The following is a 23520-nucleotide window of genomic DNA, read 5'->3' as shown; positions in this document are numbered from 1 at the left end:
GCCACTCTCCGGGGCCCGGGCCCCTATGCTTAGGGCATGCGGGTCCTGGTCACGGGGGCCACGGGGTACGTGGGGGGGAGGCTCGTCCCCCGCCTCCTGGAGCGGGGCCACCGGGTGCGGGTCCTGGTGCGGGACGAGGCCCGGCTCCAGGGCCGCCCCTGGGCGGGCCAGGTGGAGGTGGTGCGGGGGAGCCTGGAGGACGGGGAAAGCCTGAAGCGGGCCCTTTTGGGCGTGGAGGCCGCCTACTACCTGGTCCACGCCATGCTTTCCGAGGTCCGCTTCCAGGAGGCGGAAAGGCGTCAGGTGGAGGCCTTCGCCCGGGTGGCCCGGGAGGTGGGGCTCGGGCACGTGGTCTACCTGGGGGGCCTCTTGCCCCGGGAGGGGAGGCCCTCCCCCCACCTGGAGAGCCGGGCCCGGGTGGGGGAGACCCTCCGCTCCCTCCTCCCCACCACGGAGTTCCGGGCCGGGCCCATCGTGGGCTCGGGCTCGGCCAGCTTTGAGATGGTCCGCTACCTCACGGAGAGGCTTCCCCTCATGGTGGCCCCCCGCTGGATCCTGAACCCCGTCTCCCCCATCGCCATCCGGGACGTCCTGGCCTACCTCCTCCTCGCCCTGGAGCGGGGGCCCATGGGCGTGGTGGAGATTGGGGCCCCGCCCCTCACCTTCAAGGCCATGATGGAGACCTACGCCGAGGTGCGGGGGCTTAAGCGGGTCATCCTGCCCCTGCCCGTCCTGGCCCCGAGGCTCGCCGCCCTCTGGGTGGGCCTGGTCACCCCCATCCCCAACCGCCTGGCCCTCCCCTTGGTGGAGGGGATCCTCCACCCCTTGGTGGCGGACACCCGTAGGGCCAAGGCCCTCTTCCCCGGGGTGGAGCCCATCCCCTACCGGAAGGCGGTGGAGCTGGCCCTGGAGAGGATCGCCCTGGGAGAGGTGGAGACCCGTTGGTCCGGGGCCCTCCACGGGGAGGGGTACCGCCTCGAGGACCGGGAGGGCCTCATCCGCGAGGTGCGGGTCCTTCGGAGCAAGGCCCCGCCAGAGGCCCTCTTCCAAAGCTTCGCCTCCTTGGGCGGGGAGAGGGGCTGGCTGGTCTGGGGCTGGGCCTGGGCCCTGAGGGGCCTCCTGGACCGGATGGTGGGGGGGCCAGGGCTCAGGCGGGGGCGGCGCCACCCCACGGAGCTCCTCCCCGGGGAGGCGGTGGACTTCTGGCGGGTGGAGGCCGTGCAACCCCATCGCCTTCTCCGCCTAAGGGCAGAGATGCGCCTTCCTGGAAAGGCTTGGCTGGAGTGGCGGGCCATACCCGAGGGGGAGGGGAGCCTCCTCCTCCAGACCGCCTACTTTGAGCCCAAGGGGCTCTTCGGCCTCCTCTACTGGTGGCTCCTCTACCCCCTCCACCGCCCCATCTTCAGCGGCCTGTCCCGGGCCATCGTGCGGGAGGCCGAGGCCGCCTCAGCCAGAGTTCCATGGTCAGGAGGTGGGGCAGGGTGAGGGCGAAGATGGCCCCCATGTAGGCGGCCAGGGGGTCCAAAAGCCTCGGGTAGAGGAGGAGGGCGAGGAGGAGTCCTCCCAGGGTCCCCGCATACACGAGGAGCCACTCCCGGCCCCGGACGCCCACCAGGCGGAGGCTATCCAGGCTGTGCTGGAGGAGGAAGTAGCCCGCCAGGGTGGCGTAAGGGTGGGCCAGGGCCGCCACCAGGGCCAGGAGGAGGGTGTCCCCCAGGGCCCTAGCCCCGGGCTTTTCCCATAGGGCCAGGAGGAGGAGGAGGCCCCAAAGGGTCCCCGCCGCCAAAGGGGGGAGGCTAAAGCCCCCGGCGAAGGCCCGGAGGAAGGGGAGGATGGCCTCCTGGTGGAAGAGGAAGGGGAAGAGGAGAACCGTCCCTGCCCGGAGGTAGCCCAAGGCTCCCCTGCCCTCCACCCGGCCCCAGTGGAAGAGGGCCATCCCCAAGAAGAGGAGGAGGGCAAAGGGCGGGTAGTGGAAGAGGAGGGCGAGGAGGAGGCCCGCCAAGGCCAGGTAGAGGGCGAGGAAGGGGAGGAGGGGAAGGCCAAGCCTCCGGACCACGAGGAGGTCGGCGGCCCCATGGGGCAGGCCCAGGAAGAGGGCGGAGAGGAGGAGGAGGCCTAGGGCCCAGGTCTCGGGGAGGAGAACCAGGGGCAGGAGGTAGTAGGCGGGCACGCCACCATCTTCCTTCCCGTCGGAAACGGGCCTTTGTGGTGTATTGTACATCTTCTGTCAAAGTGTTGTGTAGGCAAAGGTCGCCGCCTCTTCACCGTCCTCTAATGGAGTCGGACCTGCCCCAGGTGGGCCCATCCACTTAGGAGGTGAAGTGTGAGAATGCTTCCAGAGCTCAGCTTCGGAGAATACTGGCTGGTTTTCAACATGCTCTCCCTCACCATCGCCGGGATGCTGGCCGCCTTCGTCTTCTTCCTCCTGGCGAGGAGCTACGTGGCCCCCCGGTACCACATCGCCCTCTACCTCTCCGCCCTCATCGTCTTCATCGCCGGGTACCACTACCTGCGCATCTTTGAGAGCTGGATCGGGGCCTACCAGTTCCAGGACGGGGTCTACGTGCCCACGGGAAAGCCCTTCAACGACTTCTACCGCTACGCCGACTGGCTCCTCACCGTGCCCCTTCTCCTTCTGGAACTCATCCTGGTCTTGGGCCTGACCGCAGCCCGTACGTGGAACCTGTCCATCAAGCTGGTGGTGGCCTCGGTCCTCATGCTGGGCCTGGGGTACGTGGGGGAGGTGAGCACGGAGCCTGGCCCCAGGACCCTTTGGGGGGTGCTCTCCACCATCCCCTTCGCCTACATCCTCTATGTGCTCTGGGTGGAGCTGGGCCAGACCATCCGGGAGGCCAGGTTTGGGCCTAGGGTGCTGGAACTTCTAAACGCCACCCGGCTGGTGCTCCTCATGTCCTGGGGCTTCTACCCCATCGCCTACGCCCTGGGCACCTGGCTCCCTGGGGGTGCGGCCCAGGAGGTGGCCATCCAGATCGGCTACAGCCTGGCCGACCTCATCGCCAAGCCCATCTACGGCCTCCTGATCTTCGCCATCGCCAGGGCCAAGAGCCTCGAGGAGGGCTTCGGCGTGGAGGCTAAGGCCGCCTGAAGGGAGGGTCCACCTGGGGCGGCCCCTATCCTCTTCCGGCTACAAAGCCCTCCCCTCCCATGGCCTAGGGTGAAAGGCATGCGGGTGCTCATCACCGGAGCCACCGGGGGAGTGGGCGGTGCCCTGGCCCGGGCTTTGAAGGGCCAGGAGCTTTTCCTCTGCGGGAGGCGGGCCGGGCCTCTTCTGGAGCTAGCCCAGGCCGTGGGGGGTCGGGCCCTGCCCGCGGACCTCACCGACGAGCTGGAGGCCAGGGCCCTCCTGGAGGAGGTGGGGCCCTTGGACCTCCTCCTGCACGCCGTGGGGGTGGCGGGGAGGGCCCCGGTGCGGGGGGTGGGGCGGGAGGTCCTGGAGGGGATGATGGCCGCGCACCTCTTCAGCTCCGCCTTTCTCCTCAAGCACGCCCGCTTTCGCCAGGGGGCCCGGGCCGTCTTCTTCGGGGCCTACCCCGCCTACGTGCGGGTGCCCGGCTTCGCCCCTTACGCCGCGGCCAAAGGGGCCCTCGAGGCCTACCTGGAAGCTGCCCGGAAAGAGCTCGTGCGGGAAGGGGTTCACCTGGTCCTGGTCAGGCTTCCCGCCGTGGCCACGGGGCTTTGGGCCCCCCTGGGGGGGGCGCCCAAGGGCGCCCTCTCCCCGGAGGAGGCCGCCCGAAGGGTCCTGGAAGGGGTGCTCAAGGAACCCCCGCCCAGCCTCCTGGAGGTCTAGGGTGTACCGGGCCTACTTCTACCCCATGCGCCTCGCCCTCCTCGCCGTGGGGCGAAACTTCATGCCCATGGCCTGGTGGATGCCCGCCTCCAAGGAGCCCTTCCGCTTCCTCTTTGCTGTGGACCGGAAGAACCATACCCTGACCCTCCTCCGGGAGCTTTCCGAGGCCGCCTTGGCCTTCCTCCCCTGGGAGGAGCGGGCCTGGGTGGTGCGGGCCGGGTACCTTTCGGGGCGGAGGGTGGAAAAGGCGAAGCGGCTCGGGGTGGCCCTGAGGCCAGCCCGGAGGCTAGCCCACACTCTGGTCCCCGAGAGGGCCCTTGCCGTCTACGAGATGCGGGTGGCCGAGTGGCCCACCGACGGGGACCACGCCCTCTTCCTGGGGGAGGTGGTCCACGTAGAGGGCTCCTCCGAGGCCAAGGAGAGGCCCATCCTTTTCCTGGGCTTCCGCGACTTCGCCACCTTGGGGGAGCGCTGGAGGTTTCCTTCCCCATCCCGGCGGGACCGCCGTGGGGGGCCTGGCGGAGAGCCCCTTCCTTCCGCGCATGGGGAGGGCTTGGAGTAGGCCATGAGGAAGTACCTGGCCCTGGCGTGCTTTCTCCTTTTGGCCCAGGCCCAGGCCCCCTACGCCGTGGAGGGGCTTGCCCGCTACCGGGGCTACTACCCCCTGGGAAGCTGGGAAGGGAAAAACCCCACCGCCCAGGGGGAGGTGGTCTGGGACGGCTTGGAAAGGGCCTCGGGTAAGGTGTGCGTGCGGCAAGAGGCCTGGGACTCGGGCAACGCCGAGCGGGACAAGAAGGCCCTGGAGATCCTGAGGGCCAAGGACCACCCCCTGGCCTGCCTCTACCCCAGGCGGGCCTTTCGGGAAGGGGCGCGGTTCGTGGTGGAGGGGGAGCTGGAGATGGCGGGGAGGAGGAGGCCCGTGCGCATCCTGGGGGAGCTTTCCCAAAACCGCTTCCGGGGAAGCTTCACCACCCGCTTCTCCGAGTGGGGGTTTGAGCGGCCCCGCTTCCTCTTCCTGGAGGTGAGGGACGAGGTGGAGGTCTTCCTCGAGGCCGAGGTCCGGCGGTGATCCGGCTGGGCTACCCCTGCGAAAACCTCACCTTGGGGGCCAGCACCAACCACACCCTGCGCCTCACCCTCCTCTCGGAGGAGAGGGCGCGCGCCAAGGTGGCGGAGAACCTAGAGGACTTGGAGAGGATCCTCCGCTGGAACCCGGGGCATGGCTTCCACCTTTTCCGCGTGGGCCAGCATCTCATCCCCTTCGCCTCCCACCCCCTCTTCCCCTACGACTGGGAGCAGGCCCACGGGGAGGAGCTAGCCCGTCTTGGGGCCTTGGCCCGTGGCCTCGGCCAGCGGCTCTCCATGCACCCGGGCCAGTACGTGAACCCGGGAAGCCCGGACCCCCAGGTGGTGGAGCGCTCCCTGGCGGAGCTCCGCTACTCGGCCCGGGTCCTCTCCCTCATGGGAGCGGAGGACGGGGTCTTGGTCCTCCACCTGGGCGGGACCTATGGGGACAAGGACAGGGCTATGCGGCGCTTCCTGGAAAACCTCCAAGACGAGGGGGAGATCCTCCGCTACCTGGCCCTGGAAAGCGACGAGCGCCTATGGAGCGTGGAGGAGGTGTTAAGGGCGGCGGAGGCCCTGGGGGTGCCCGTGGTGGTGGACACCCTCCACCACGCCCTGAATCCCGGACGGCTTACCCTGGAAGAGGCCCTCCGCCTGGCCTTCCCCACCTGGCGGGGAAGGCCCAAGGTCCACCTGGCTAGCCAAGACCCCAAAAGGCGCCCCGGGGCCCACGCCTTCCATGTGGCCCGGGAGGACTGGGAGAGGCTCCTTGCCGCCCTTCCCGCCCCCGCCGACCTCATGCTGGAGGCCAAGGGGAAGGAAAGGGCCCTGGAGGCTGTCCTTGACAGGAGGGGGGCCTAGGGGGAGGATGAGGGGCGTGGTCGGCGTTTTGGCCCTTCAGGGGGATTTCCGCGAGCACAAGGAGGCCCTCAGGCGGCTTGGGCTCGAGGCCAGGGAGGTGCGCAAGCCGGAGCACCTCCCTGGCCTGAGGGCCCTCATCGTCCCCGGGGGGGAGTCCACCACCATCGGCAAGCTGGCCCGGGAGTACGGCCTCGAGGAGGCCGTGCGCCACCAGGTGGAGGAGGGGAGCCTGGCCCTCTTCGGCACCTGCGCCGGGGCCATCTGGATGGCCAGGGAGATCCTGGGCTACCCCGGGCAGCCGAGGCTTGGGGTCCTGGACGTGGCCGTGGAGCGCAACGCCTTCGGCAGACAGGTGGAGAGCTTCCGGGAGGAGGTGGAGGTGAAGGGCCTGGGGGCCTTCCCCGGGGTCTTCATCCGGGCCCCGGTCTTCCGCCGCCTGGGGGAGGGGGTGGAGGTCCTGGCGGAGCTAGGGGGCCTTCCCGTCCTGGTGCGCCAGGGGAGGCTCCTCGCCAGCAGCTTCCACCCCGAGCTCACAGGGGACGCCCGTCTCCACCGCTACTTCCTGGAGCTAGCTGGGGTCTAGGGGCTTGCGCCTCTAAGCCCTCGCCTTCCAAAGGCTGCCAGAGCCAGGCGTGGGTGCGACAGCAGATCCTCAGGCCCGTCTTGGGCACCTGGGGAGGAGTTTCCGCCTTGGCCCAGGCCCTGCCTCCGGGTAGCGGAGAGGGGCCTTTGGCGAGAGATTCCCGAATCCCATGGGCCTTTCAAGGGCGCATCCTTGTGTACATCCGGGGGAAGGGGATGGCCTCCCGCACGTGGGCGAGGCCGCAGATCCAGGCCACGGTGCGCTCTAGCCCCAGGCCAAAGCCCGCGTGGGGCACGCTGCCGAAGCGCCTCAGGTCCAGGTACCAGTCGTAGACCTCCTCGGGGAGGCCGAACTCCCGGATCTTCCGCCGCAGAAGCTCCAGTTCGTGGATCCTCTGGCTTCCCCCGATGATCTCCCCGTAGCCCTCCGGGGCCAGGAGGTCGTTGTTTAGGACGAGCTCGGGGTCTTCGGGGTCGGGCTCCATGTAGAAGGCCTTGATCCGGGCGGGGTAGCGCTCCACGAAGAGGGGGCGGTCAAACTGGCGGCTCAGGGCGGCCTCGTGGGGGGCGCCGAAGTCCTCCCCGTAGGAGAGGGGGGGGATCTCAGGGTCCTTTTCGCTCAGGCGATTCACCAGGGCCACGGCCTCCTTGTAGGTGAGGCGGGGGTAGTTGCCTTGGGCGGCGGGCTCCAAGGCCCTCGGGTCCCGCCCGAGCATCTCCAGCTCCTTAGCCCGCCTCTCCAGGACCCGGGCCACCAGGAAGCTCACCAGTTCCTCCTGGAGGGCCATATTCTCCTCGTGGGTCATGAAGGCCACCTCGGGCTCCACCATCCAGAACTCCAGGAGGTGCCGCCTGGTCTTGCTCCGCTCCGCCCGGAAGGTGGGGCCGAAGGTGTAGACCTTGGCGAAGGCCACGGCCCCCGCCTCGGCGTAGAGTTGGCCCGACTGGGAGAGGTAGGCCTTCTCCCCGTCAAAGAGGTCCACCTCAAAGAGGTCGGTGGTCCCCTCCACGGCGCTCGGGGTGAGGATGGGGGCGTCAAAGCGGAGGAAGCCCCGCTCGCCGAAGAAGTCGTGGATGGCCCTTTCCACCTCGTCCCGGATGCGCATGACCGCGAAGGGCCTGCGGTGGCGGAGCCAGAGGTGGCGGTGGTCCATGAGGAAGTCTATCCCGTGCTCCTTGGGGCCGATGGGGTACTCCCCCTGGGGCAGGCTCACCACCTCCAGGTGGCGCACGGAGAGCTCAAACCCCCCCGGGGCACGGGGGTCCTGGCGGACCAGACCCCACACCTTGAGGGCGGTCTCCTGGGGCAGGTGGTCGGCCCTCTGGAAGACCTCCTCGGGGACCTCCCCCTTGACCACCGTGGCCTGGAGGAAGCCGGTGCCGTCCCGGAGGATGAGGAAGTGGATCTTGCCCTTGGAGCGCTTCCCATAAAGCCAGCCCCGGAGCTCCACCTCCTTCCCCTCGTGGCGGCTGATCTCGTCGATGAAGGTCCGCATACCCTGGGTAGTCTACTCCAGGAGGCCCAGGGCCTCCGCCAGGCCGCAGGCCTCCACCGGGGCCACCACCTTTTTGGCGGCCTGCTTCACCGAAGGGGGGGCGTTCCCCATAGCGATCCCCAGGCCCACGGCCCGGATGAGCTCCAGGTCGTTCTCCCCGTCCCCCACCATGGCTGCCTCCTCTAGGGAAAGGCCGTGGGCCTCGGCCACTCGGCGGGCGGCGGAGAGCTTGCTCACCCCCCTTTTGGTGAGGGAGACGAAGCGGACCCCGGGCATCCCAGGGCTTTCGGCGATGTGGAAGGAGAGCTCGGGGGGAAGGCACTCTAAGAAGGCCCCCAGGGGGGCCAGGGGATCTGCTAGCACCTGGAGGCGCACCAGGGGTTCTTCCAGCCTGAGGAGGTCCGCTCCTTCCGCCGAAAGGCCCAAGAGGGCCTGGTGGGCCTGGAGGAGGGGGCTATCCCCCTCCACGTAGAAGCCCCCCTCGGCGGTGTAGCCCTCGAGGGGGAGGCCAAGCCTTCGGGCTAGGCGAATGGCCTCCTGGGCTGCCTCCTCAGGGAGGGCCTCCACCCCGAGGGGGGTGGCGGGGGGCGTATGGGGGTCCCGGGAGAGGCTTAGGATCACGGCCCCAGACTCAAAGACATGGAGCCCCGTGGGGTCCAAAAGCCTAGCGTAGCCCAGGGTCTCCCCCCTTCCCGGCCTCCCGGTGACCAGGCTGAGGCGCACCCCCTTGGCCCTCAGGGCCGCCACCTTGGGAAAGACGCACGCCGGCACCCCGTCCTTGCCCACCAGGGTGCCGTCCACGTCCACGAAGACCAGCCGGACCACTAGAGCTCCCCCCTCATCACGATAGCCGCCTCCCCCCCAATCTTCACCGCATAGGGGAGGCCGGTGGGGCTATACTCTACGAGCACCTCCACCACCCCGGGGTTGCCCAGCCGGTGTCCCTGGTAGATGGTGAGGCGCACCTCCCCCTCCCGCCTGGGGACCACCCCGGAGCGGGCCAGGAGGGCCCCCAGGGCGGCGTTGGCCGAGCCCGTCACCGGGTCCTCGGGGATGCCAAGGAGGGGGGCAAAATCCCGGGCATAAAAGCTCCGGGGCCCCATGGGGGCGTAGGCGTGGACCGTGGCCACCTCCAGCCTGCTGGAGACCTCCACGAGGGCGGGCATCTCCGGCTCCAGGGCATCCACCACTCCAGGGGCGATGAGGGGCACGAAGAGGCTCCAAAGCCCCGTGTAGGCGATGCCATAGGGGAGGCCCCGGTGTAGGTAGCGCTCGTCGGCGCCCAGGGCCTCTAGGGCCGCCTTCAGGGCCCCGTAGGGAGGGAGGTCGCGGAAGCGGGGGGTGGGCCCCCGTACCCAGGCCTTCCTGGGCTCCCCCTCCTCGTAGACCAGCTCCACGGGCAGGGCCTCGGTAGGGGTGTGCAGGTAGAGGCGGGGAGTGCCCTCGGGGGCCAGGCCCAGGCGCACCAGGGTGAGGCCCAGGGCGAGGGCGGCGTGGCCGGAGAACTCCACTTCCCCCGAGGGAGTGAAGAAGCGGACCCCGAAGGCCGGGCTCCGCCGCTCGGTGACGAAGGCGGTCTCGGGCTCGCCCAGGCGCTGGGCCACCCGCCCCATCTCCTCCGGGGTCATGCCCCGGGCGTCCAGGACGATGGCCACGCGGTTTCCCGCCCCAGGGGCGGGGGCGAAGGCGTCTACCAGGGCGTAAGGAATCCTAGCCACGGCGGATCACCTTTAGGCCCAGCTCGGCCAACTGCCCCTCGGGAATGGAGCTGGGAGCCCCGGTGAGGGGGTCTTTCCCCTCCTTGTTCTTGGGGAAGGCGATGACCTCGCGGATGGAGGGGCTACCGGTCATGAGGGCCAGGAGGCGGTCCAGGCCCCAGGCGATGCCCCCGTGGGGCGGGGCCCCGTAGGAGAGGGCCTCGAGGAAGAAGCCAAACTTTTCCCTCTGCTCCTCCTCCCCGATGCCCAAAAGCCGGAACATCCTGGCCTGGAGCCCAGGGTCGTGGATGCGGATGGACCCGCCGCCCACCTCCACCCCATTGAGCACCAGGTCGTAGGCCAGGGCCCGCACCCTCCCCGGGTCGGTTTCCAGAAGGGGGAGGTCCTCGGGGTGGGGGCTGGTGAAGGGGTGGTGCATGTAGGTCCACCCCCCTCGCTCCCCGTCCCACTCCAGGAGGGGGAAGTCCACCACCCAGAGGAAGCGGAACCCCTCCCGCTTGAGCCCCAGGAGGTCGGCCAGGAGGAGGCGCACCGCCCCCATGGCCTCCGCAGCCACCCTTAGGGGCCCGGCTACGAAGAGGAGGGTGTCCCCGGCCTCCGCCTCTGTGGCCTTCAGGAGGGCCTCCCGCACGGGCTCCAGGTGCCTGGCCACCCCGCCCGCAAGGCCCCCCTCCTCCACCCGGGCCCAGGCCAGGCCCCCTGCCCCCTTGCGCCTGGCCTCCTCCTCCAGAAGGGCGATCTCCTTGCGGGAGAGGGCCTTGGGGACCCTTAGGGCCTTGACCCTTTCCGCCTCCTGGAAGAGGGCGAAGCCACTCTCCTTGAAAAGGAGGCCTACCTCCACCATCTCCAGGCCGAAGCGGAGGTCGGGCTTGTCGGAGCCAAACCGCTCCAGGGCCTCCCCATAGGGGAGGCGGGGGAGGGGGAGGGAAAGCTCCACCCCCAGGGCCTCGCGGAAGACGTGGGCCATGAGGCGTTCGTTGAGCTCCAGGATATCCTCCACCTCCACGAAGCTCATCTCCAGGTCCATCTGGGTGAAGTCCGGCTGGCGGTCGGCCCTCAGGTCCTCGTCCCGGAAGCAACGGGCGATCTGGAAGTAGCGGTCTAGCCCCGCCACCATGAGCATCTGCTTGAAGAGCTGGGGGGACTGGGGCAGGGCGTAAAAGAGCCCCGGTTCCTGGCGGTAGGGGACCAGGAAGTCCCGGGCCCCTTCCGGGGTGCTCTTGGTGAGGAAGGGGGTTTCCACCTGAATGAAGCCTTCCCGGTCCAGGAAGTCCCAGATGGCCTTGACCACCCGGTGGCGGAGGCGGAGGTGGTCCTGCATCCTCTTGCGGCGTAGGTCCAGGTAACGGTACTTGAGGCGGAGTTCCTCCGCCGCCTCCTTCTCCTCCTCCCCCCGCCAGCCGGCGTCCACGGGGAAGGGAGGGGTCTTGGCCTCGGCGAGGACCTCGAGGGCCTTTAGCTCCACCTCCACCCTTCCCGTAGCCAGGCGGGGGTTGGGTTCGGGCCGGAGGCGCACCACCCCCTGGGCCCGCACCACCCATTCCGAGCGCACCCGTTCGGCCTCCCTGTAGGCGGGGCTTTCCGGGTGGGCCACGAGCTGCACCAGGCCTTCCCGGTCCCTCAGGTCCAGGAAGATGAGCCCCCCCAGGTCGCGGCGGCGGTTCACCCAGCCCTCGAGGACCACCTCCTCCCCCGCGTGGGCTTCCCTGAGACTCCCAGCGTAGTGGGTGCGGCGCATAATCCTCTAAAGCTTACAGGATGCTCACGCCAGGGCGGAGAGGAGAAAGCCCGCCACCTGTTGGTAGGGGAGGCGCACCTGCTCCCCGGTGGAAAGGCGCTTTAGGGTGAGTTCCCCCGCCTTAAGCTCCTCCTCGCCCAAAAACCCCGCGAAAGCCGCTCCCCGCCTCAGGGCCTCCTCCACCCCCTTGCCGGGCTTCCTGGGGGTGAGGGCGTACTCCACCCTTAGCCTGGGCCTCAGGGTTTCCGCCACGTAGAAGGCCTCGGCCACCGCCTCCTCCAATAGGGGGATGAGGTAGAGGTCGGGCCCCCTTTCCTCAGGGGGGGCGAAGCCCTCGGCCTCCAGGGCCAGGGCCACCCGCTCCACGCCGAAGGCGAAGCCCACCCCGGGCACCCTGGGCCCCCCCAGGAGCTCGGAAAGCCCGTCGTAACGCCCCCCGCCCCCCAGGGCGGACTGGGCCCCGATCTCCGGGTGGTGGACCTCAAAGGCGGTGCGCATGTAGTAGTCCAGCCCCCGGACCAGGGTGGGCTCCAGCGCATAGGGTACCCCTAGGCGGGTGAGGTGGCGCTCCACCGCCAGGAGGTGGGCCCGGGCCTCCTCGCCCAGGAAGTCCAGCATGGGCCTCACCCCGATCTCCCGGAGCAGGGCCTGGTCGGCCTCGCTCTTGGAGTCCAGGATGCGCATGGGGTTGAGGGCAAGCCGCTCCTTGGAGTCCGGGGAAAGGGCCTCCTTGTGGGGGGTGAGGACCTCCTTCAGGTAGGCGTTGTACCGGGCCCGGTCCTCGGCGTCCCCCACGGAGGAGAGCTTGACCTGGAGGCGCTTGAGGCCCAGCTCCCTGAGGCAGCGGTGGAGGAGGGCGATGGCCTCCGCGTCCAAGATGGGGCTTTCCGAGCCCAGGGCCTCGTAGTTCACCTGGTGGAACTGCCGGTACCGCCCCTTTTGGGGCCTCTCTGCCCGGAACATGGGCCCCGCCATCCAAAGCCTCACGGGCTTGGGCCAGACCTTCATCCCGTGCTCCAGATAAGCCCGCACCATGGCGGCGGTGCCCTCGGGGCGCAGGGTGAGGGAGCGGCCACCCCGGTCCTGGAAGGTGAACATCTCCTTGCGCACGATGTCCGTGGCGGCCCCCACCCCCTTCTCAAAGACCTGGGTTTCCTCAAATAGGGGGGTGACCAGCTCCAAGGCCCCCGCCGCCTCCAAGACCTCGCGGGCAGTGGCCACGATGCGTTGGTGGAGCCTGAGCTCTTTGCCGAAGAGGTCGCTGGTGCCCCGAACGGCCATACCCCTTCACTTTACAAGGGGAAAGGGTGTTTGTTAGCCTAAGGGCATGCGCCTTAGGGGGGCGCTTCTGGGCCTTTACCTGGCCCTCGCCCTGGTGGCCTCCACCGGGGTGGCCCTCCAGATGTACCTCATGCAGGTCCAGAACCCTTCCCTGCGGGGGGATCTCTGCCAGGCCCACGGGGGGGAAGCGGAGGCCAGCCACTCCCTCCTCTGCGGCCTGCAGATGGCCCCGGGCCTCCCCCCGGTGGCCGAGCCCGCGCCCCCTACGCTTCTTCAGGTCCTCCGGGAGCGCCTCCGCCAGGCTCCCGGGTACCCTTCCCCCGCCTCCCAGTCCCTTGCTCCCCGCCCCCCGCCTTTCGCCTAGGTCTAGCGGCCTGCGGCCTCTAGGTCCCTTGGCGAAAGGAGGTGGGTTTTGCAACTGGTGGTGCACACCGTAAGCTTGGAGCTTTACGGCTTGGTCTACAAGGCTTTGCGCGGGGCGGGCTTTACGGTTTCCTGGAGGGAAGGCCGGGGGCTTTCCCTCTCGGGGCTGGACCAGCTGGAGCGGGGAAAGGTGGTCCTCTGGCCCACCCACAGGGGGGTGCGGGCCTACGACCTCCGGGTCCTAGCCTTCCTGACCCGGCGGGACGACCCAGAAACCCTCCCCGAGGGGCTCCTCGGGCGGTTTGGGCTGCGGCTCCTCCCCGGGGAGGTCCAGGTCCTCCTGGCCCTGGGGCGAGGGGTGGCCCCCGAGCCCAGGGCCTTGGCGGCCGCCCTGGGCCTGGAGCGGCCCCAGGCCCGGTTCTTCCTCCGGGGGCTTTGGAACAAGTTCGGCCTGCCCTTGGGAACCCTCCTGCGCCTAGCCCGGCATCAGGTGCAGGTAGCGGGGCTTCAGGGCCACGCGGATGGGCTTGCCCGCCTCGAGGCGGAGCCTCTCCTGCACGTGCCGGGGGAGGAGGATCTCCAGGGTGAGGGCCCCCCGGAACACCCCCCGGTAGGCCAGGCCCTCGGGGTGAAGGCGCTCCAGAAGGCCCTCTAGCACGTTTTCCCCAGGTGGGGGGCGGTCCTGGCGTACCACCATCACCTCCAAGGCCCGCACCCCAAGCCAGGCCCCCTTGCCCTCCCGGGCCCAGGGAGGAAGGGGCATCCTGAGGAAAACCCCCCCGCCTCCACCCCGCCCGGGTGCACCCGCGCCGGGAAGAGGTTCTCGTAGCCGAGAAGCCTCGCCGCCTCCACCGAGACGGGGGCGGCCAGGACCTCCCCGGGGGGGCCTTCCTGGAGGACCCTTCCCCGCCCCAGGACCACCAGCCAGTCCGCCATCCCCGCCAGGAAGGGGTCGTGGCTCACCGCCAAGGCGGGGAGGCCCTCCCGCCTCAAGAGGCCCACCAGCTCCCCCAGGACCCGGTCCTTGGTCACAGGGTCCAGGGCGCTGGTGGGCTCGTCCAGGAGGAGGAGTTCCGGCTCCCTGGCCAGGGCCCGGGCCAGGGCCACCCGCTGCTTCTGCCCGCCGGAGAGGGCCCTGGGGCGCTTTTCTGCGTGCTCCTTGAGGCCCACCCGCTCCAGAAGGGCCAGGGCCCGCTCCCTCCGGCCCCGGCCCCTTAGGGGGAAGGCCACGTTCTCCCATGCGGTCATGTGGGGGAAGAGGGCCAGGTCCTGGGGCAGGTAGCCTATGGGGCGCCTCTCCGCCGGGAGGCCGCCAAAGGGGGTGCCCTCCGCAGGGATGAGGCCCGCCAGGGCCTTGAGGAGCGTGGTCTTGCCCACGCCGCTTTCCCCTAAGAGGGCGGTGAAGCCCCGGATCTGGAAACGGACCTCGAGGGCCACCGGCCGCCTTATCCGGTAGTGGACCTCCACGCCCGCCACCTCCTTTCCAGAAGGCGCACCAGGAACACCAGGAGAAAACTCAGGGACAGGAGCACCAGGCTGGCCCTAGCCGCCTCGGCGAAGCGCAGGGCCTGGACCAGGTCGTAGAGGTAGACGCTCACCACCTGGGTCTCGCCGGGGATGGACCCGCCCACCATGAGGAGGACCCCGAACTCCCCCAGGATCTTGGCGAAGGCGAGGAGCGTCCCCGAGAGGAGGCCGGGCCAGACCAAGGGCAGGACCACCCGGGTCCATACCCGTACCCGGGAAACCCCTAGGGTGCGGGCCACCTCCAGGAGGTTGGGGTCCAGGGCCAAGAAGGCCTCCCGGTAAGCGGTGAGGCCAAAGGGGAGGCTGAAGACCAGGCTGGCGAAGACCAACCCCTCAAAGCGAAAGGCCCAAAGGAGTCCGGTCAGCCGGAAGAAGGGCCCCTCGGGGGCCAGAAAGACGAGGAGGTAAAACCCCAGGACCGTGGGGGGGAGGACCAGGGGCAGAAGGATCAGGGACTCCACCAGGACTTTGCCGGGGAAACGGCGGAAGGCCAGGGCCCAGGCCACGGGCACCCCCAGGAGGAGAAGAAGAAGGGAGGCCAAAGAGGCCACCTTGAAGGAGAGGAGGAGGGCGGTCCAGAAGCCGGGCTCCATGGACCTATTCCCCGGGGAGGAGGAAGCCGAAGCGCTTCAGGATGGCCCGGCCCTCTGGGCTTCCGATGAAGCGGTGGAAGGCCATGACCTCGGGACGGGCCCGCCCCCTTAGCACCACGTAGCTTTGCCGCAAGGGCAGGTGGCTCTCCGGGGGGGGCACCCAGTAGGTGCCTGGCCTGGAAAGGCTCTCGTGCACCACCAGGGGCAGGGCCAGGATCCCGGCCCGGGTGGAGGCCAGGGCCATCTGGGCGGTTTGGCTTATGTTCTCCCCGTAGACGAAGGTGAAGCCCGGCTTGCCCCGGCGCAGGGGGCCTGCGTCCCAGTAGGCCTCCACCCCGCCCGTGAGGCGCTCCCAGGGAATGGCCTCCCAGGGGAGGCGGGTGAAGTCGGGGATGGGGGTGTCCTCCCGCCTCTTTAGGAGGCCATAGCGTTCCAGCAGGGTAACGGCGGCGCGGCCATAGGGGGCGTGAACGGGGTTGGCGATGGCCAGCTGGGTGATGCGGGGGTCCTTCAGGGCCTCGAGGCCCGGTTGTAGGCCCAGGCGGCGGTCCAGCCAGAGGGCCAGGCGCCCTAGAGCGTAGAGCCCCCGCGTGCCGGGTTCCACCAAGCCCCTCTCCTCCAGGAGCCTGGGGTAAAGGTCCTCGGCGGAGAAGAAGAGGTCGGCCTGGAGGCCTTGGGTGAGCTGGGTGTAAAGCTTGCCCGAGGAACCGAAGATGAGCTCCACCCGGACCCCGGGGTTTTGGGTGGTGAAGGCGCGGACCAGCTCGGGAAGGGCGTACTGGAGGTCAGAAGCCGCCACCACCCGCACGCTTTGCGCTTGGGCGGGGAAGAGGCTTAGGAATACCAGCGTCAGGATGACCCACATGGCTTCTCCTTACGTTGCCCCCATGGGCGCGGGGGTACGGGCTAAGTTTATCCCCGGGAGGGGCTTCCCGCTAAGTACCCCACCGCGGCTTTCGCCGCGGCGGGGGCCCCAAAAGGGCCTTGCCAGAGCTACCACCTGGACATCCCATGTTGCGAAACCAACGTGCGGGCACTTAAGTGCCCGCACATCTACCCCATGCTGGCGCAAACCAGCATGGGGTGGTATTAAAAGAGGGGTTCTTGGCTCACGGGCCTGACCCTCCCCGCCTTGGGGGGCAGGGCCTCCAGGGCCCGCTTGGCCTCCTGGATGTCCAGCCAGGTGAGGTGCTTGGGGCTTCCCGGGGCGCGGCTGGGGTTTCTCAGGAGGTAGGCGGGGTGGAACATGGGGAAGACCTTGATGCCATGCCACTCGTACCACCTTCCCCGCGCCTTAGTAATGGGGATCTTCTCCCCTAGGAAGAACTCGGCGGCCACCGCCCCTAGGGGGACGATGATCTGGGGCGCCACGAGCTCAATCTGCCTCAGGAGCCACTTGTCCGTGCAGATCCTGGCCTCGTCGGGGAGGGGGGCCCGGTTGCCCGGGGGGCGGCACTTGACGATGTTGGTGATGTAGACGCTCTCCCGGGGGATGCCCGCCGCCTCCAGGATGCGGTTTAGGAGTTGGCCCGCCTTGCCCACGAAGGGGCGTCCTGTCCGGTCCTCCTCTTCCCCCGGGCCCTCCCCCACGATCATGAGCCTGGCGTCCGGGTTTCCCTCCCCGAAAACCACCTGGGTGCGCCCCTCCATGAGGCGGCAGGCGACGCAGGCCTTGGCCTGGGCCTGTAGGAGTTCCAGGGTCATTGCAGGGGTTTCCTGGCCTTCCTGGCCTCCCGGCGGGTCTTGGGGTCCAAGCCGATCATGAGGAAGAAGTTCTCCAGGGCGTTCTCCTGGCCCTTGATCTCAGGGTACTGGTCTTCCGGGGTCCCGGTGACGAAGGGCAGGGATTTGTAGAGTTCCAGGGCGTACTGAACCGCAGCCTCCGGACCCTCCGCCTCCGCCACCTCCGAGAGCTTGGCGTACACCTCCCGCCTGGCCTCCGCATGGCGGCGGAAGACCTCGGGATTGGGCGTCTCCGGTGCCCGGAGGATGTCTTGTTTGGCGATGCGGCGGTAGTGTTTCAAGCCCCGAACGATTTCCTCCGTGGTCAGCGTGATCCTGAACTCCATCCCCGCTCCTTTCCGGCCTAAAGGGGCCTACCCTTGGCAGATTATAAGCCTCCTCATGGAGGGGTGCGTATACTCGGAAGGATGGAGGTTCTGGGCCCCTATTGGCTACGGCGTATTCTCGCCCGCATCGGCCCCATTTCTGTGTACGAGGGCCAGGATACCCGCACGGGAATGCCGGTGATGGTGCTCAAAGGGGCCGAGGGGAAACCGGTAACAATGGAGGGGGTCCTGCCCCTATTGGAGTCGCTGCCGGAAGGCTGGGTGTTGGAGTGGCCCCTAGGGGCCGTACCCCTCAGCCAGTACCTGGGCATGGCGGACCCGGACCGTCTCGAGGGCTGGGTGAAGGAGCTCGCCCGCATCCTCGTGGTCCTCCGGGAAAGAGGGGTGGAGTTCGCCCCGCTTCCGGAGATCTGCCTGGTAAAGGGGAGGCGCCTTTGGCTGGCGGGGGTAGGCCTCGAGGCCCTGAAGGGAAGCCCAGAAAAGGCCCTCGCCTCCTTGGCCAAGGCCCTGGCTGCCGACTGGCAGGTCTTTGCCCTGCGGGAGGCCCTGGAGGTTTTGGAAGGGGGTGAAGCCCGCCTGGAGGACCTTTTCCGCAAGGCCCCCCTCGTGGCCGCCGCGGATGCTTCCGAGGGGTCGCGAGGCGGTGAACCCTCCCCATCCCCGGAGGAGGCCCAGCCCTCCCAGGAGGCTTCCCACCCAGAGCCAGCCCCTCCCCACTCCCCGGTGAAGCGCCTCCTGGTGGAGCCTGTGGAGGAGCCCCCAGAGCCTTCCCCCCCATCCCCAGGGGGGGAGAGGACCCCGAGCCGCCCCCGGGTGATCCGGATTGAGGAAAGGGATGAACCCCCTTTTCCCGTGGTGGAGCCGCCACGGCCTAGGGGTAGCAGAAGGGCGCTTCTCCTCCTGCTTCTCCTCTTGGGCCTCCTGGGGCTTTTGGGACTTTTCCTCCGCCCCCGCCCCGCCCTCGCCCAAGGGTACCTGATGGAGTTCCGCACCGACCCCCCCACAGAGCAGGCGGAGGTGGTGCTTCTGGAGGTGCCCCCGGGTTCGGAGATGATCCCTGGCCAGGTCCTCCTCACCGCCCCGGGTAGGGCGGAGTTTGACCAGCAGGGGATCTACCGCTTGCGCATCCGGGTGCCGGGCCGGGACCCCGTGGACTACCTCTTAGAGGTGCCGGGGCCTCCCCTCACCATCAAGGTACGCTAGAGGCATGACCGAAAGGCCCGCCGCCTACCTTTACCGCTACCTCTTTGCCGGGGAGCCCGCAGGGGAAGGCAGGCTGGAGGTGCGCCCCCAGGGAGAGGGGGTCAAGGCCACCCTGACGGCAGAGGTGAGCCTGCCCCTGCCCAGGACCCGCCAGCGCTGGCAGACGGAGACCGACCGGGAGGGGTTCTCCCGCTACTTCTCCGAGCGGGTGGAGGCCTGGGAGGCCCGGGTCTTCACCGTGGAGCGGCTGGAGGAGGAAGGGGTCATCCTAGTGAGCCAGGGGAAGGAGAGCCTGACCCTGCCCTACCTCACCCCCTACCACGACCCCCTCTCCCTCCTCCTTGCCTTACCCAGGCTGGAGCTTGCCCCGGGGGAGGTGGCCTGCTTCCCCATGCCCGGAGGGAGGGCCTACGTGGAAAGGCTTTCCGACCTAGAGGTGGAGGGTCGGGTGCGCCCGCACTTCCGCCTCCGGCCTGGCCTTACCCTGGTGCAGCTGGAGGAGGGGCTTCCCGTAAGGATCGCCCAGCAGGTAGGCGACCACGTGTTTGAGGCGGTCTTGGAGGGGATGGAGGTCCGTTTGGGTAGGGAATCCAAGAGGCGCCGCCGCTGGGTATAGTGGAGGCATGATCTACCGAGCGGAGGAGGTGCGGGAGCGCTTCGCCCGCCGGGGGCTTGTCTTTGACCCGAAGGTGGAGGAGATCGTCCAGGGGGTTCTGGCCGCGGTGCGGGAGGAGGGGGATGCGGCCTTGGACCGGTTCAGCCTGGACCTGGACGGCCACCCGGTGGAGGAGATCCCCAAGAGGCTCTGGCGGGAGGCCTACGAGGACCTAGACGAGGGGCTTCGGGACGCCCTGGAGACGGCCAGGGAACGGATAGAGGCCTTCTACCGGGAGGAGGCCAAGGGGGGCTTCCTCAGGGCGGAGGGAGGTGGGGTGCTAGGGCAGCTGGTGCGCCCCCTTTCCCGGGTGGGGGTCTACGTGCCCGGGGGGAGCGCCCCCCTTCTCTCCAGCCTCCTCATGAGCGTGGTCCCCGCCAAGGTGGCGGGGGTGGGGGAGGTGATCGTGGCGAGCCCCCCCAGGGTCCACCCCGGGGTCCTGGCTGCCGCCTGGGCGGCGGGGGTGGACCGCCTCTTCGCCATGGGGGGGGCCCAGGCCATCGCTGCCCTGGCCTACGGCACGGAGCGCGTCCCCCGGGTGGACAAGATCGTGGGCCCGGGGAACGCCTACGTGGTGGCGGCCAAGCGGCAGGTCTACGGGGTGGTGGGCCTGGACGGCCTGGCGGGGCCCACGGAGACCCTGATCGTGGCCGATGGCTCCGCCTCGCCCAAGCTCCTCGCCGCCGACCTCCTGGCCCAGGCGGAGCACGGCCCCGACTCCGAGCCCTGGCTCCTCTCCCCGGACCGGGCCCTCCTGGAGCGGGTGGAGGCTGAGCTTGCTCGCCAGCTAGAGGGGCTTCCCCGGGCTGAGATCGCCAGGAGGGCCCTGGAGCAGGGGGGGCTGGTCCAGACCCGGGACCTCGAGGAGGCCTTGGAGCTCGCCAACCTTTACGCCCCCGAGCACCTCTGCCTGGCCCTGGCCGACCCCCTTCCCTGGCTGGGCCGGGTGCAGAACGCCGGCGGGGTCTTCCTGGGGGAGGGAAGCCCCGAGGCCTTGGGGGACTATATCGCCGGTCCCAGCCACGTGATGCCCACCTCGGGCACGGCCCGCTTCCAGGGGGGCCTCTCCTTGCGGGACTTCCTCAAGGTGATCCCGGTGGTGGGGCTTTCCGAGGGGGCGGCGAAGGAGCTTTCCGCCAAAGGGGCCCTTCTGGCGCGGGCGGAGGGCCTGGAGGGCCACGCCCGCGCCCTGGACCTGAGGCGATGAGGGTCTTCCACGAGCTCTTGGGCCCCCTGGAGCTTCCCGACCGCTTCGGGCGCATCGTGAGCCTGGCCCCCAACCTCACCGACGCCCTCTTCGCCCTGGGGCTTGGGGAAAGGCTGGTGGGCCGGAGCGCCTTCTGCCACCGCCCGGCCCAGGTCCTCTCCCTCCCCGTGGTGGCCTCCTACACCAAGACCCGCCTGGACCTCCTGAGGAGCCTCGAGCCCGACCTCGTCCTCCTCTCCACGGGGGTCCAACGGGAGCAGGCCCTGAGGCTCAAGGCGGAGGGCTTTCCCGTCTATGCCGTGCCCCTGCCCACCAGCCCCTACGGCATCCTGGAGAACCTCGCCACCCTGGGCCACCTCCTGGACGTGGAGGAGAGGGCCCTGGAGCTCGCCCACGAGCTCGCCGGGCACTACGCCCGCCTCAAGGGCCGCTTCCAGGCCACCGTCTACTTCGAAATGGACCTGGGGGGCCCCATCACCGTGGGGCGGGGGAGCTACATCGCCCAGGCCCTCCTCCACCTGGGCCTGAGGCCCATCTTCCTGGACGTGCCCCAGGCCTACTTCGCCCCGGACCTGGAAGAGGTCAAGCGCAGGGGGCCTGACCTCTTCCTCTACGAGCCCAAGCCCTGGGGGAAGAATCCCTTGGAGAAGGCCCGGGCCCTGGCCCAGGAGAGGGGCTGGGACTTCGCCGTGGCCGCCACAGACGGGGACGAGCTGGCCCACTACGGGCCCATGTTCTTCGCCTTTTTGGAAAAGGCCGCCCAGAGGGCTGAGGAAGCCTTAGGGAAAGCTTAAGAGGGCCCAGGCCGGGGGCGGTATAGTGGGGTCATGAGGCCTTTAGGACCCTTGCTTCTCCTCCCCTTGCTGGCCTTGCTCCTCACCGCCTGCCCCCATACCCCGCCTCCGCCGAACCCCGCCGAGTGCCCCGTGGGGCCCCTGGCGGCACCGCAGGCCCTCGAGCCCCTCCGCCTCCAAGGTATGGGGAGGTTTGAGGGAGAATACGTGCCCGGTGAGGTCCTGGCCATACCGGCGCCCGGCCTTTCCCTCCAGGCCTTGAAGGCCCAGGTGGCCGGGGTGGAGCCCTTGGAGGAGCTTCCCAGGGGTCTGGTGCGCCTTAGGGTGCCCGTGGGCCAGGAAAAGGTCAAGGCCCAAGCCCTCCTGAAGGCGGGGATGCGCTACGTCCAGCCCAACTACGTCTACAAGCCCCTGAGGATGCCCAACGATACCTATTATTACCTGAACCAGCGCATGTACTTGAACAACCTCGTAGGCCTGGAGACCGCCTGGGATTACAGCACCGGTAGGGGTTGCCCGCCCTTGGTGGCGGTGCTGGACACGGGTGTTCTTGAGCACGAAGACTTTCAAAAGAGTAAGCATCTCCCAGCCGGGGTGCGCTTAGACGTAGCCGACAACGATGCCGATCCTACCGACCGCACCTCCCGAATCGGTCCGGAGGCCCCTTTTGGGCACGGGCTCATGGTTGCCACGGTTCTGGGGGCCGATACCAACAACGCTCGGGGCATCGCCGGGGTCACCTGGGGGGGATACGTCCTCCCCATCAAGATCATGAAGGATGGGGGTACTAGCTTTTTCACCTCGGACATCGTGGATGGCCTGTACTTGGCGCGCGGATTGGGGGCTCGGGTTGTGAACCTGTCCTTGGGGGCTCCGGGCTTTAGCGATGGCGCTGTGGCTAGCGCTATTTCCGATTTGAGGGAAGCTGGGGCTGTTATCGTGGCCGCCGCGGGCAACCAGGCGGGCCCTGTGTTTTTCCCGGCGAACCTGCCCGGGGTTGTGGCCGTGGGGGCGGTGGACAGCGCGAAGAGACGGGCGAGCTTCTCCGCGTATGGACCGGAGCTGGACCTGGTGGCGCCGGGGGTCAACGTGTACGCCGCCAACCCTTACAACCCCAGGGGATATGTTGGGGCTACGGGCACCTCCTTCGCCAGCCCCATCGTGGCGGGGGTGGTGGCCCTCTACATGAGCAAGTACGCTAGCGAGCGTAAGGAGTGGCCTACCCCGGACCAGGTCTACACCTGCCTCACGGGCACCGCCGAGGACCTTGGGGCTGATGGTCGGGATGACTACCACGGCTTCGGCCTGGTCCGGGCGGACCGGGTGATGACGGACGCCACCTACTGCTTCCCTTAATCCGCCTCACAGGCTAGGCGCTAGACTGGGCCCTTGTGCGGTGGGTCTTCCTGGCCCTCCTCCTCGCCTTCCTGGCCGTCCTGGGCCTTTGGGCCTACCCCCTTTTGGGCCCCCTGGTGCGCCATGGGGCTTTCCCCGCCCCCGGAGGGCTAAAGGAGCCCCTAACCCTTCTGGTCTACGGCTCTAGCCCTGAGTACCTGGGCCACCACAGGCGAGCCCCAGAGCGCTTCAGGGGCCTGGCGGATGCCATCCTCTTGGTGCGCCTAGACCCGGAGGCCCGGCGGGTGGTGGCCCTTTCCATCCCCCGGGACGTCTGGGTGAACCTCCCTGGCTACGGCTGGCGCAGGGTGAACGCCGCCAACCCCTTAGGGGGCCCGGAGCTCATGAAGGAGGCCGTGGCTCGGGTGGTGGGGGTGCGGCCCGACCGCTATGTGGCGGTGAGCCTCGAGGCCCTAAGGGCCCTGGTGGATGCCCTGGGAGGAGTAGAGGTCTGTGTGGAACGGCCCATGCGCTATCGGGATAGGGCCGCGGGGCTGGAGATAGACCTGGAGCCCGGTTGCCGAAGGCTTTCCGGGGAGGAGGCCGAGGGGTACGTCCGCTTCCGCCGGGATGCCCTGGGCGACATCGGCCGTATCCAGCGCCAGCAGGCCTTCTTTCACGCCCTAAGGGAGCAGCTCCTCTCCCCTTGGGGCCTCTTGCGCCTGCCCAAGGTGGTGGCTGCGGTGGAGCCCTATGTGGAGACCGACCTCACCCGGGAGGAGAAAGGAGCCCTCCTGGGCTTTGCCCTCAGGCGCCCGGAGCTGGTGAGCCTGCTTCTCCCCGGGCGGTTTGGCGAGGGAGCCTGGATGGCGGACCGGGAGGCCCTCCGCGCCTTGATGGCCCTTTACCACGCAGGGGAGACCCTCCAGGGGGAGGTTTCCCTAGAGGGCAGGCTGGTGGCCCTGGTCCACGGGCCCGGCCAGGAGGCCTTGGTGGAGAGGGCCGAGGCCAAGCTGGCCTCCTTGGGCCTGAGGGTGCTCCGCCGCACCGTGGACCTGCGCCCCTCCCGCACGGAGGTCTTAGAAAACGGCCCTGGCCTTTTGGCGGAGGCTTTGGGGAAGGCCCTGGGGGTGCCCTACCGCGTCTCCGGGGAGGCGGTCTTGGGTGCAGATCTCACCTTGAGGCTTGGCGGCGACTTTCCCTTTTAGTTAGGATGGAAATCGCC

At 69.1% G+C, this 23520-nt stretch carries 24 protein-coding genes and 1 pseudogene; 14 read left to right on the top strand and 11 right to left on the bottom strand.

All coding sequences use genetic code 11. From position 1 onward, the window contains the following. The first annotated feature begins 36 nt into the window (after window positions 1–36). Entirely contained in the window at window positions 37–1485 is a 1449-nt protein-coding gene (locus ATI37_RS03645; RefSeq protein WP_117237156.1) for an SDR family oxidoreductase, read from the top strand. Here ATI37_RS03645 and ATI37_RS03640 read toward each other — a convergent pair. Beyond that, complete coding sequence (locus ATI37_RS03640; RefSeq protein WP_117237155.1) at window positions 1403–2170, bottom strand: beta-carotene 15,15'-dioxygenase, Brp/Blh family; 768 nt, start codon at window positions 2168–2170, stop codon at window positions 1403–1405. The two genes, ATI37_RS03645 and ATI37_RS03640, sit on opposite strands and share 83 nt — an antisense overlap. Window positions 2171–2329: 159 nt before the next feature. Here ATI37_RS03640 and ATI37_RS03635 point away from each other — a divergent pair, with 159 nt between their 5' ends. From ATI37_RS03635 to pdxT, 6 genes are all read left to right on the top strand, one after another. Further along, window positions 2330–3106 carry a bacteriorhodopsin gene (locus ATI37_RS03635; protein ID WP_232822510.1) on the top strand — a complete coding sequence of 259 codons (777 nt, stop codon included), beginning with the start codon at window positions 2330–2332 and terminating at the stop codon, window positions 3104–3106. A gap of 78 nt (window positions 3107–3184) precedes the next feature. Beyond that, complete coding sequence (locus ATI37_RS03630) at window positions 3185–3808, top strand: SDR family NAD(P)-dependent oxidoreductase (RefSeq protein WP_117237153.1); 624 nt, start codon at window positions 3185–3187, stop codon at window positions 3806–3808. A 1-nt stretch (window position 3809) separates the two neighbouring features. Continuing rightward, window positions 3810–4370 (top strand): flavin reductase family protein, encoded by a 561-nt coding sequence (locus ATI37_RS03625; protein WP_232822438.1) that lies wholly within the window; start codon window positions 3810–3812, stop codon window positions 4368–4370. 3 nt (window positions 4371–4373) lie between these two features. Next, complete coding sequence (locus ATI37_RS03620; RefSeq protein WP_117237152.1) at window positions 4374–4877, top strand: YceI family protein; 504 nt, start codon at window positions 4374–4376, stop codon at window positions 4875–4877. Then, window positions 4874–5734, top strand: a complete 861-nt coding sequence (gene uvsE, locus ATI37_RS03615) for a UV DNA damage repair endonuclease UvsE (RefSeq protein ID WP_117237151.1) — start codon at window positions 4874–4876, stop codon at window positions 5732–5734. The genes ATI37_RS03620 and uvsE overlap by 4 nt, the downstream gene beginning before the upstream one ends. Before the next feature lie 7 nt (window positions 5735–5741). Continuing rightward, the gene (gene pdxT, locus ATI37_RS03610) at window positions 5742–6317 is read left to right on the top strand and encodes a pyridoxal 5'-phosphate synthase glutaminase subunit PdxT (protein ID WP_117237150.1); all 576 of its coding nucleotides are present in this window, start codon (window positions 5742–5744) and stop codon (window positions 6315–6317) included. A 178-nt stretch (window positions 6318–6495) separates the two neighbouring features. Here pdxT and asnS read toward each other — a convergent pair whose 3' ends face one another. Genes asnS through hisS form a run of 5 tightly spaced genes read right to left on the bottom strand, consistent with a single transcriptional unit; the run spans window position 6496 to window position 12549 of the window. Further along, a complete protein-coding gene (asnS, locus tag ATI37_RS03605; protein ID WP_117237149.1) occupies window positions 6496–7812 on the bottom strand; it encodes an asparagine--tRNA ligase in 1317 nt (438 codons plus the stop codon). A gap of 12 nt (window positions 7813–7824) precedes the next feature. Beyond that, the gene (locus tag ATI37_RS03600; protein ID WP_117237148.1) at window positions 7825–8637 is read right to left on the bottom strand and encodes an HAD family hydrolase; all 813 of its coding nucleotides are present in this window, start codon (window positions 8635–8637) and stop codon (window positions 7825–7827) included. After that, a complete protein-coding gene (locus ATI37_RS03595; RefSeq protein WP_117237147.1) occupies window positions 8637–9530 on the bottom strand; it encodes a PhzF family phenazine biosynthesis protein in 894 nt (297 codons plus the stop codon). Before ATI37_RS03595 ends, ATI37_RS03600 begins: the two co-directional genes overlap by 1 nt. After that, window positions 9523–11268, bottom strand: coding sequence for an aspartate--tRNA ligase (gene aspS, locus ATI37_RS03590; RefSeq protein ID WP_117237146.1), 1746 nt, complete (start codon window positions 11266–11268; stop codon window positions 9523–9525). The genes ATI37_RS03595 and aspS overlap by 8 nt, the downstream gene beginning before the upstream one ends. Window positions 11269–11292: 24 nt before the next feature. Continuing rightward, on the bottom strand, window positions 11293–12549 hold the full coding sequence (hisS, locus tag ATI37_RS03585) for a histidine--tRNA ligase (RefSeq protein ID WP_117237145.1): 1257 nt from the start codon (window positions 12547–12549) through the stop codon (window positions 11293–11295). A gap of 46 nt (window positions 12550–12595) precedes the next feature. Between hisS and ATI37_RS03580 the strand changes: the two genes are divergently transcribed. Further along, window positions 12596–12913 (top strand): hypothetical protein, encoded by a 318-nt coding sequence (locus ATI37_RS03580; protein WP_117237144.1) that lies wholly within the window; start codon window positions 12596–12598, stop codon window positions 12911–12913. Window positions 12914–13387: 474 nt separating this feature from the next. Here the strand turns inward: ATI37_RS03580 and ATI37_RS03575 are convergent. The 5 genes and pseudogenes from ATI37_RS03575 to ATI37_RS03555 form a co-directional block, all read right to left on the bottom strand. Beyond that, a pseudogene (locus ATI37_RS03575) lies at window positions 13388–14388 on the bottom strand (ABC transporter ATP-binding protein). Beyond that, window positions 14358–15032, bottom strand: coding sequence for a molybdate ABC transporter permease subunit (modB, locus tag ATI37_RS03570; protein ID WP_117237143.1), 675 nt, complete (start codon window positions 15030–15032; stop codon window positions 14358–14360). The pseudogene ATI37_RS03575 and the gene modB overlap by 31 nt, the downstream one beginning before the upstream one ends. 4 nt (window positions 15033–15036) lie before the next feature. Next, window positions 15037–15897 (bottom strand): molybdate ABC transporter substrate-binding protein, encoded by an 861-nt coding sequence (modA, locus tag ATI37_RS03565; RefSeq protein WP_117237142.1) that lies wholly within the window; start codon window positions 15895–15897, stop codon window positions 15037–15039. A 224-nt stretch (window positions 15898–16121) separates the two neighbouring features. After that, entirely contained in the window at window positions 16122–16736 is a 615-nt protein-coding gene (locus ATI37_RS03560) for a uracil-DNA glycosylase (RefSeq protein WP_117237141.1), read from the bottom strand. Beyond that, a complete protein-coding gene (locus tag ATI37_RS03555) occupies window positions 16733–17101 on the bottom strand; it encodes a hypothetical protein (RefSeq protein WP_117237140.1) in 369 nt (122 codons plus the stop codon). The genes ATI37_RS03560 and ATI37_RS03555 overlap by 4 nt, the downstream gene beginning before the upstream one ends. An 81-nt stretch (window positions 17102–17182) precedes the next feature. Between ATI37_RS03555 and ATI37_RS03550 the strand changes: the two genes are divergently transcribed. Genes ATI37_RS03550 through ATI37_RS03525 form a run of 6 tightly spaced genes read left to right on the top strand, consistent with a single transcriptional unit; the run spans window position 17183 to window position 23503 of the window. Continuing rightward, window positions 17183–18304 (top strand): hypothetical protein, encoded by a 1122-nt coding sequence (locus ATI37_RS03550; protein ID WP_117237139.1) that lies wholly within the window; start codon window positions 17183–17185, stop codon window positions 18302–18304. A gap of 4 nt (window positions 18305–18308) precedes the next feature. Continuing rightward, complete coding sequence (locus ATI37_RS03545; protein ID WP_117237138.1) at window positions 18309–18920, top strand: hypothetical protein; 612 nt, start codon at window positions 18309–18311, stop codon at window positions 18918–18920. Between the two features lie 7 nt (window positions 18921–18927). Then, window positions 18928–20166 (top strand): histidinol dehydrogenase, encoded by a 1239-nt coding sequence (gene hisD / locus ATI37_RS03540; protein WP_117237137.1) that lies wholly within the window; start codon window positions 18928–18930, stop codon window positions 20164–20166. Next, window positions 20163–20960, top strand: coding sequence for a helical backbone metal receptor (locus tag ATI37_RS03535; protein WP_117237136.1), 798 nt, complete (start codon window positions 20163–20165; stop codon window positions 20958–20960). Before hisD ends, ATI37_RS03535 begins: the two co-directional genes overlap by 4 nt. A 33-nt stretch (window positions 20961–20993) precedes the next feature. Then, a complete protein-coding gene (locus ATI37_RS03530; protein ID WP_117237135.1) occupies window positions 20994–22316 on the top strand; it encodes a S8 family peptidase in 1323 nt (440 codons plus the stop codon). A 35-nt stretch (window positions 22317–22351) separates the two neighbouring features. Then, window positions 22352–23503, top strand: a complete 1152-nt coding sequence (locus tag ATI37_RS03525) for an LCP family protein (RefSeq protein WP_117237134.1) — start codon at window positions 22352–22354, stop codon at window positions 23501–23503. Window positions 23504–23520: the final 17 nt, after the last annotated feature.

The organism is Thermus sediminis (assembly GCF_003426945.1).
Lineage (GTDB): Bacteria > Deinococcota > Deinococci > Deinococcales > Thermaceae > Thermus > Thermus sediminis.
The sequence above is the reverse complement of the archived record's forward strand: the minus strand, read 5'-3'. Positions and strand labels throughout refer to the sequence as shown.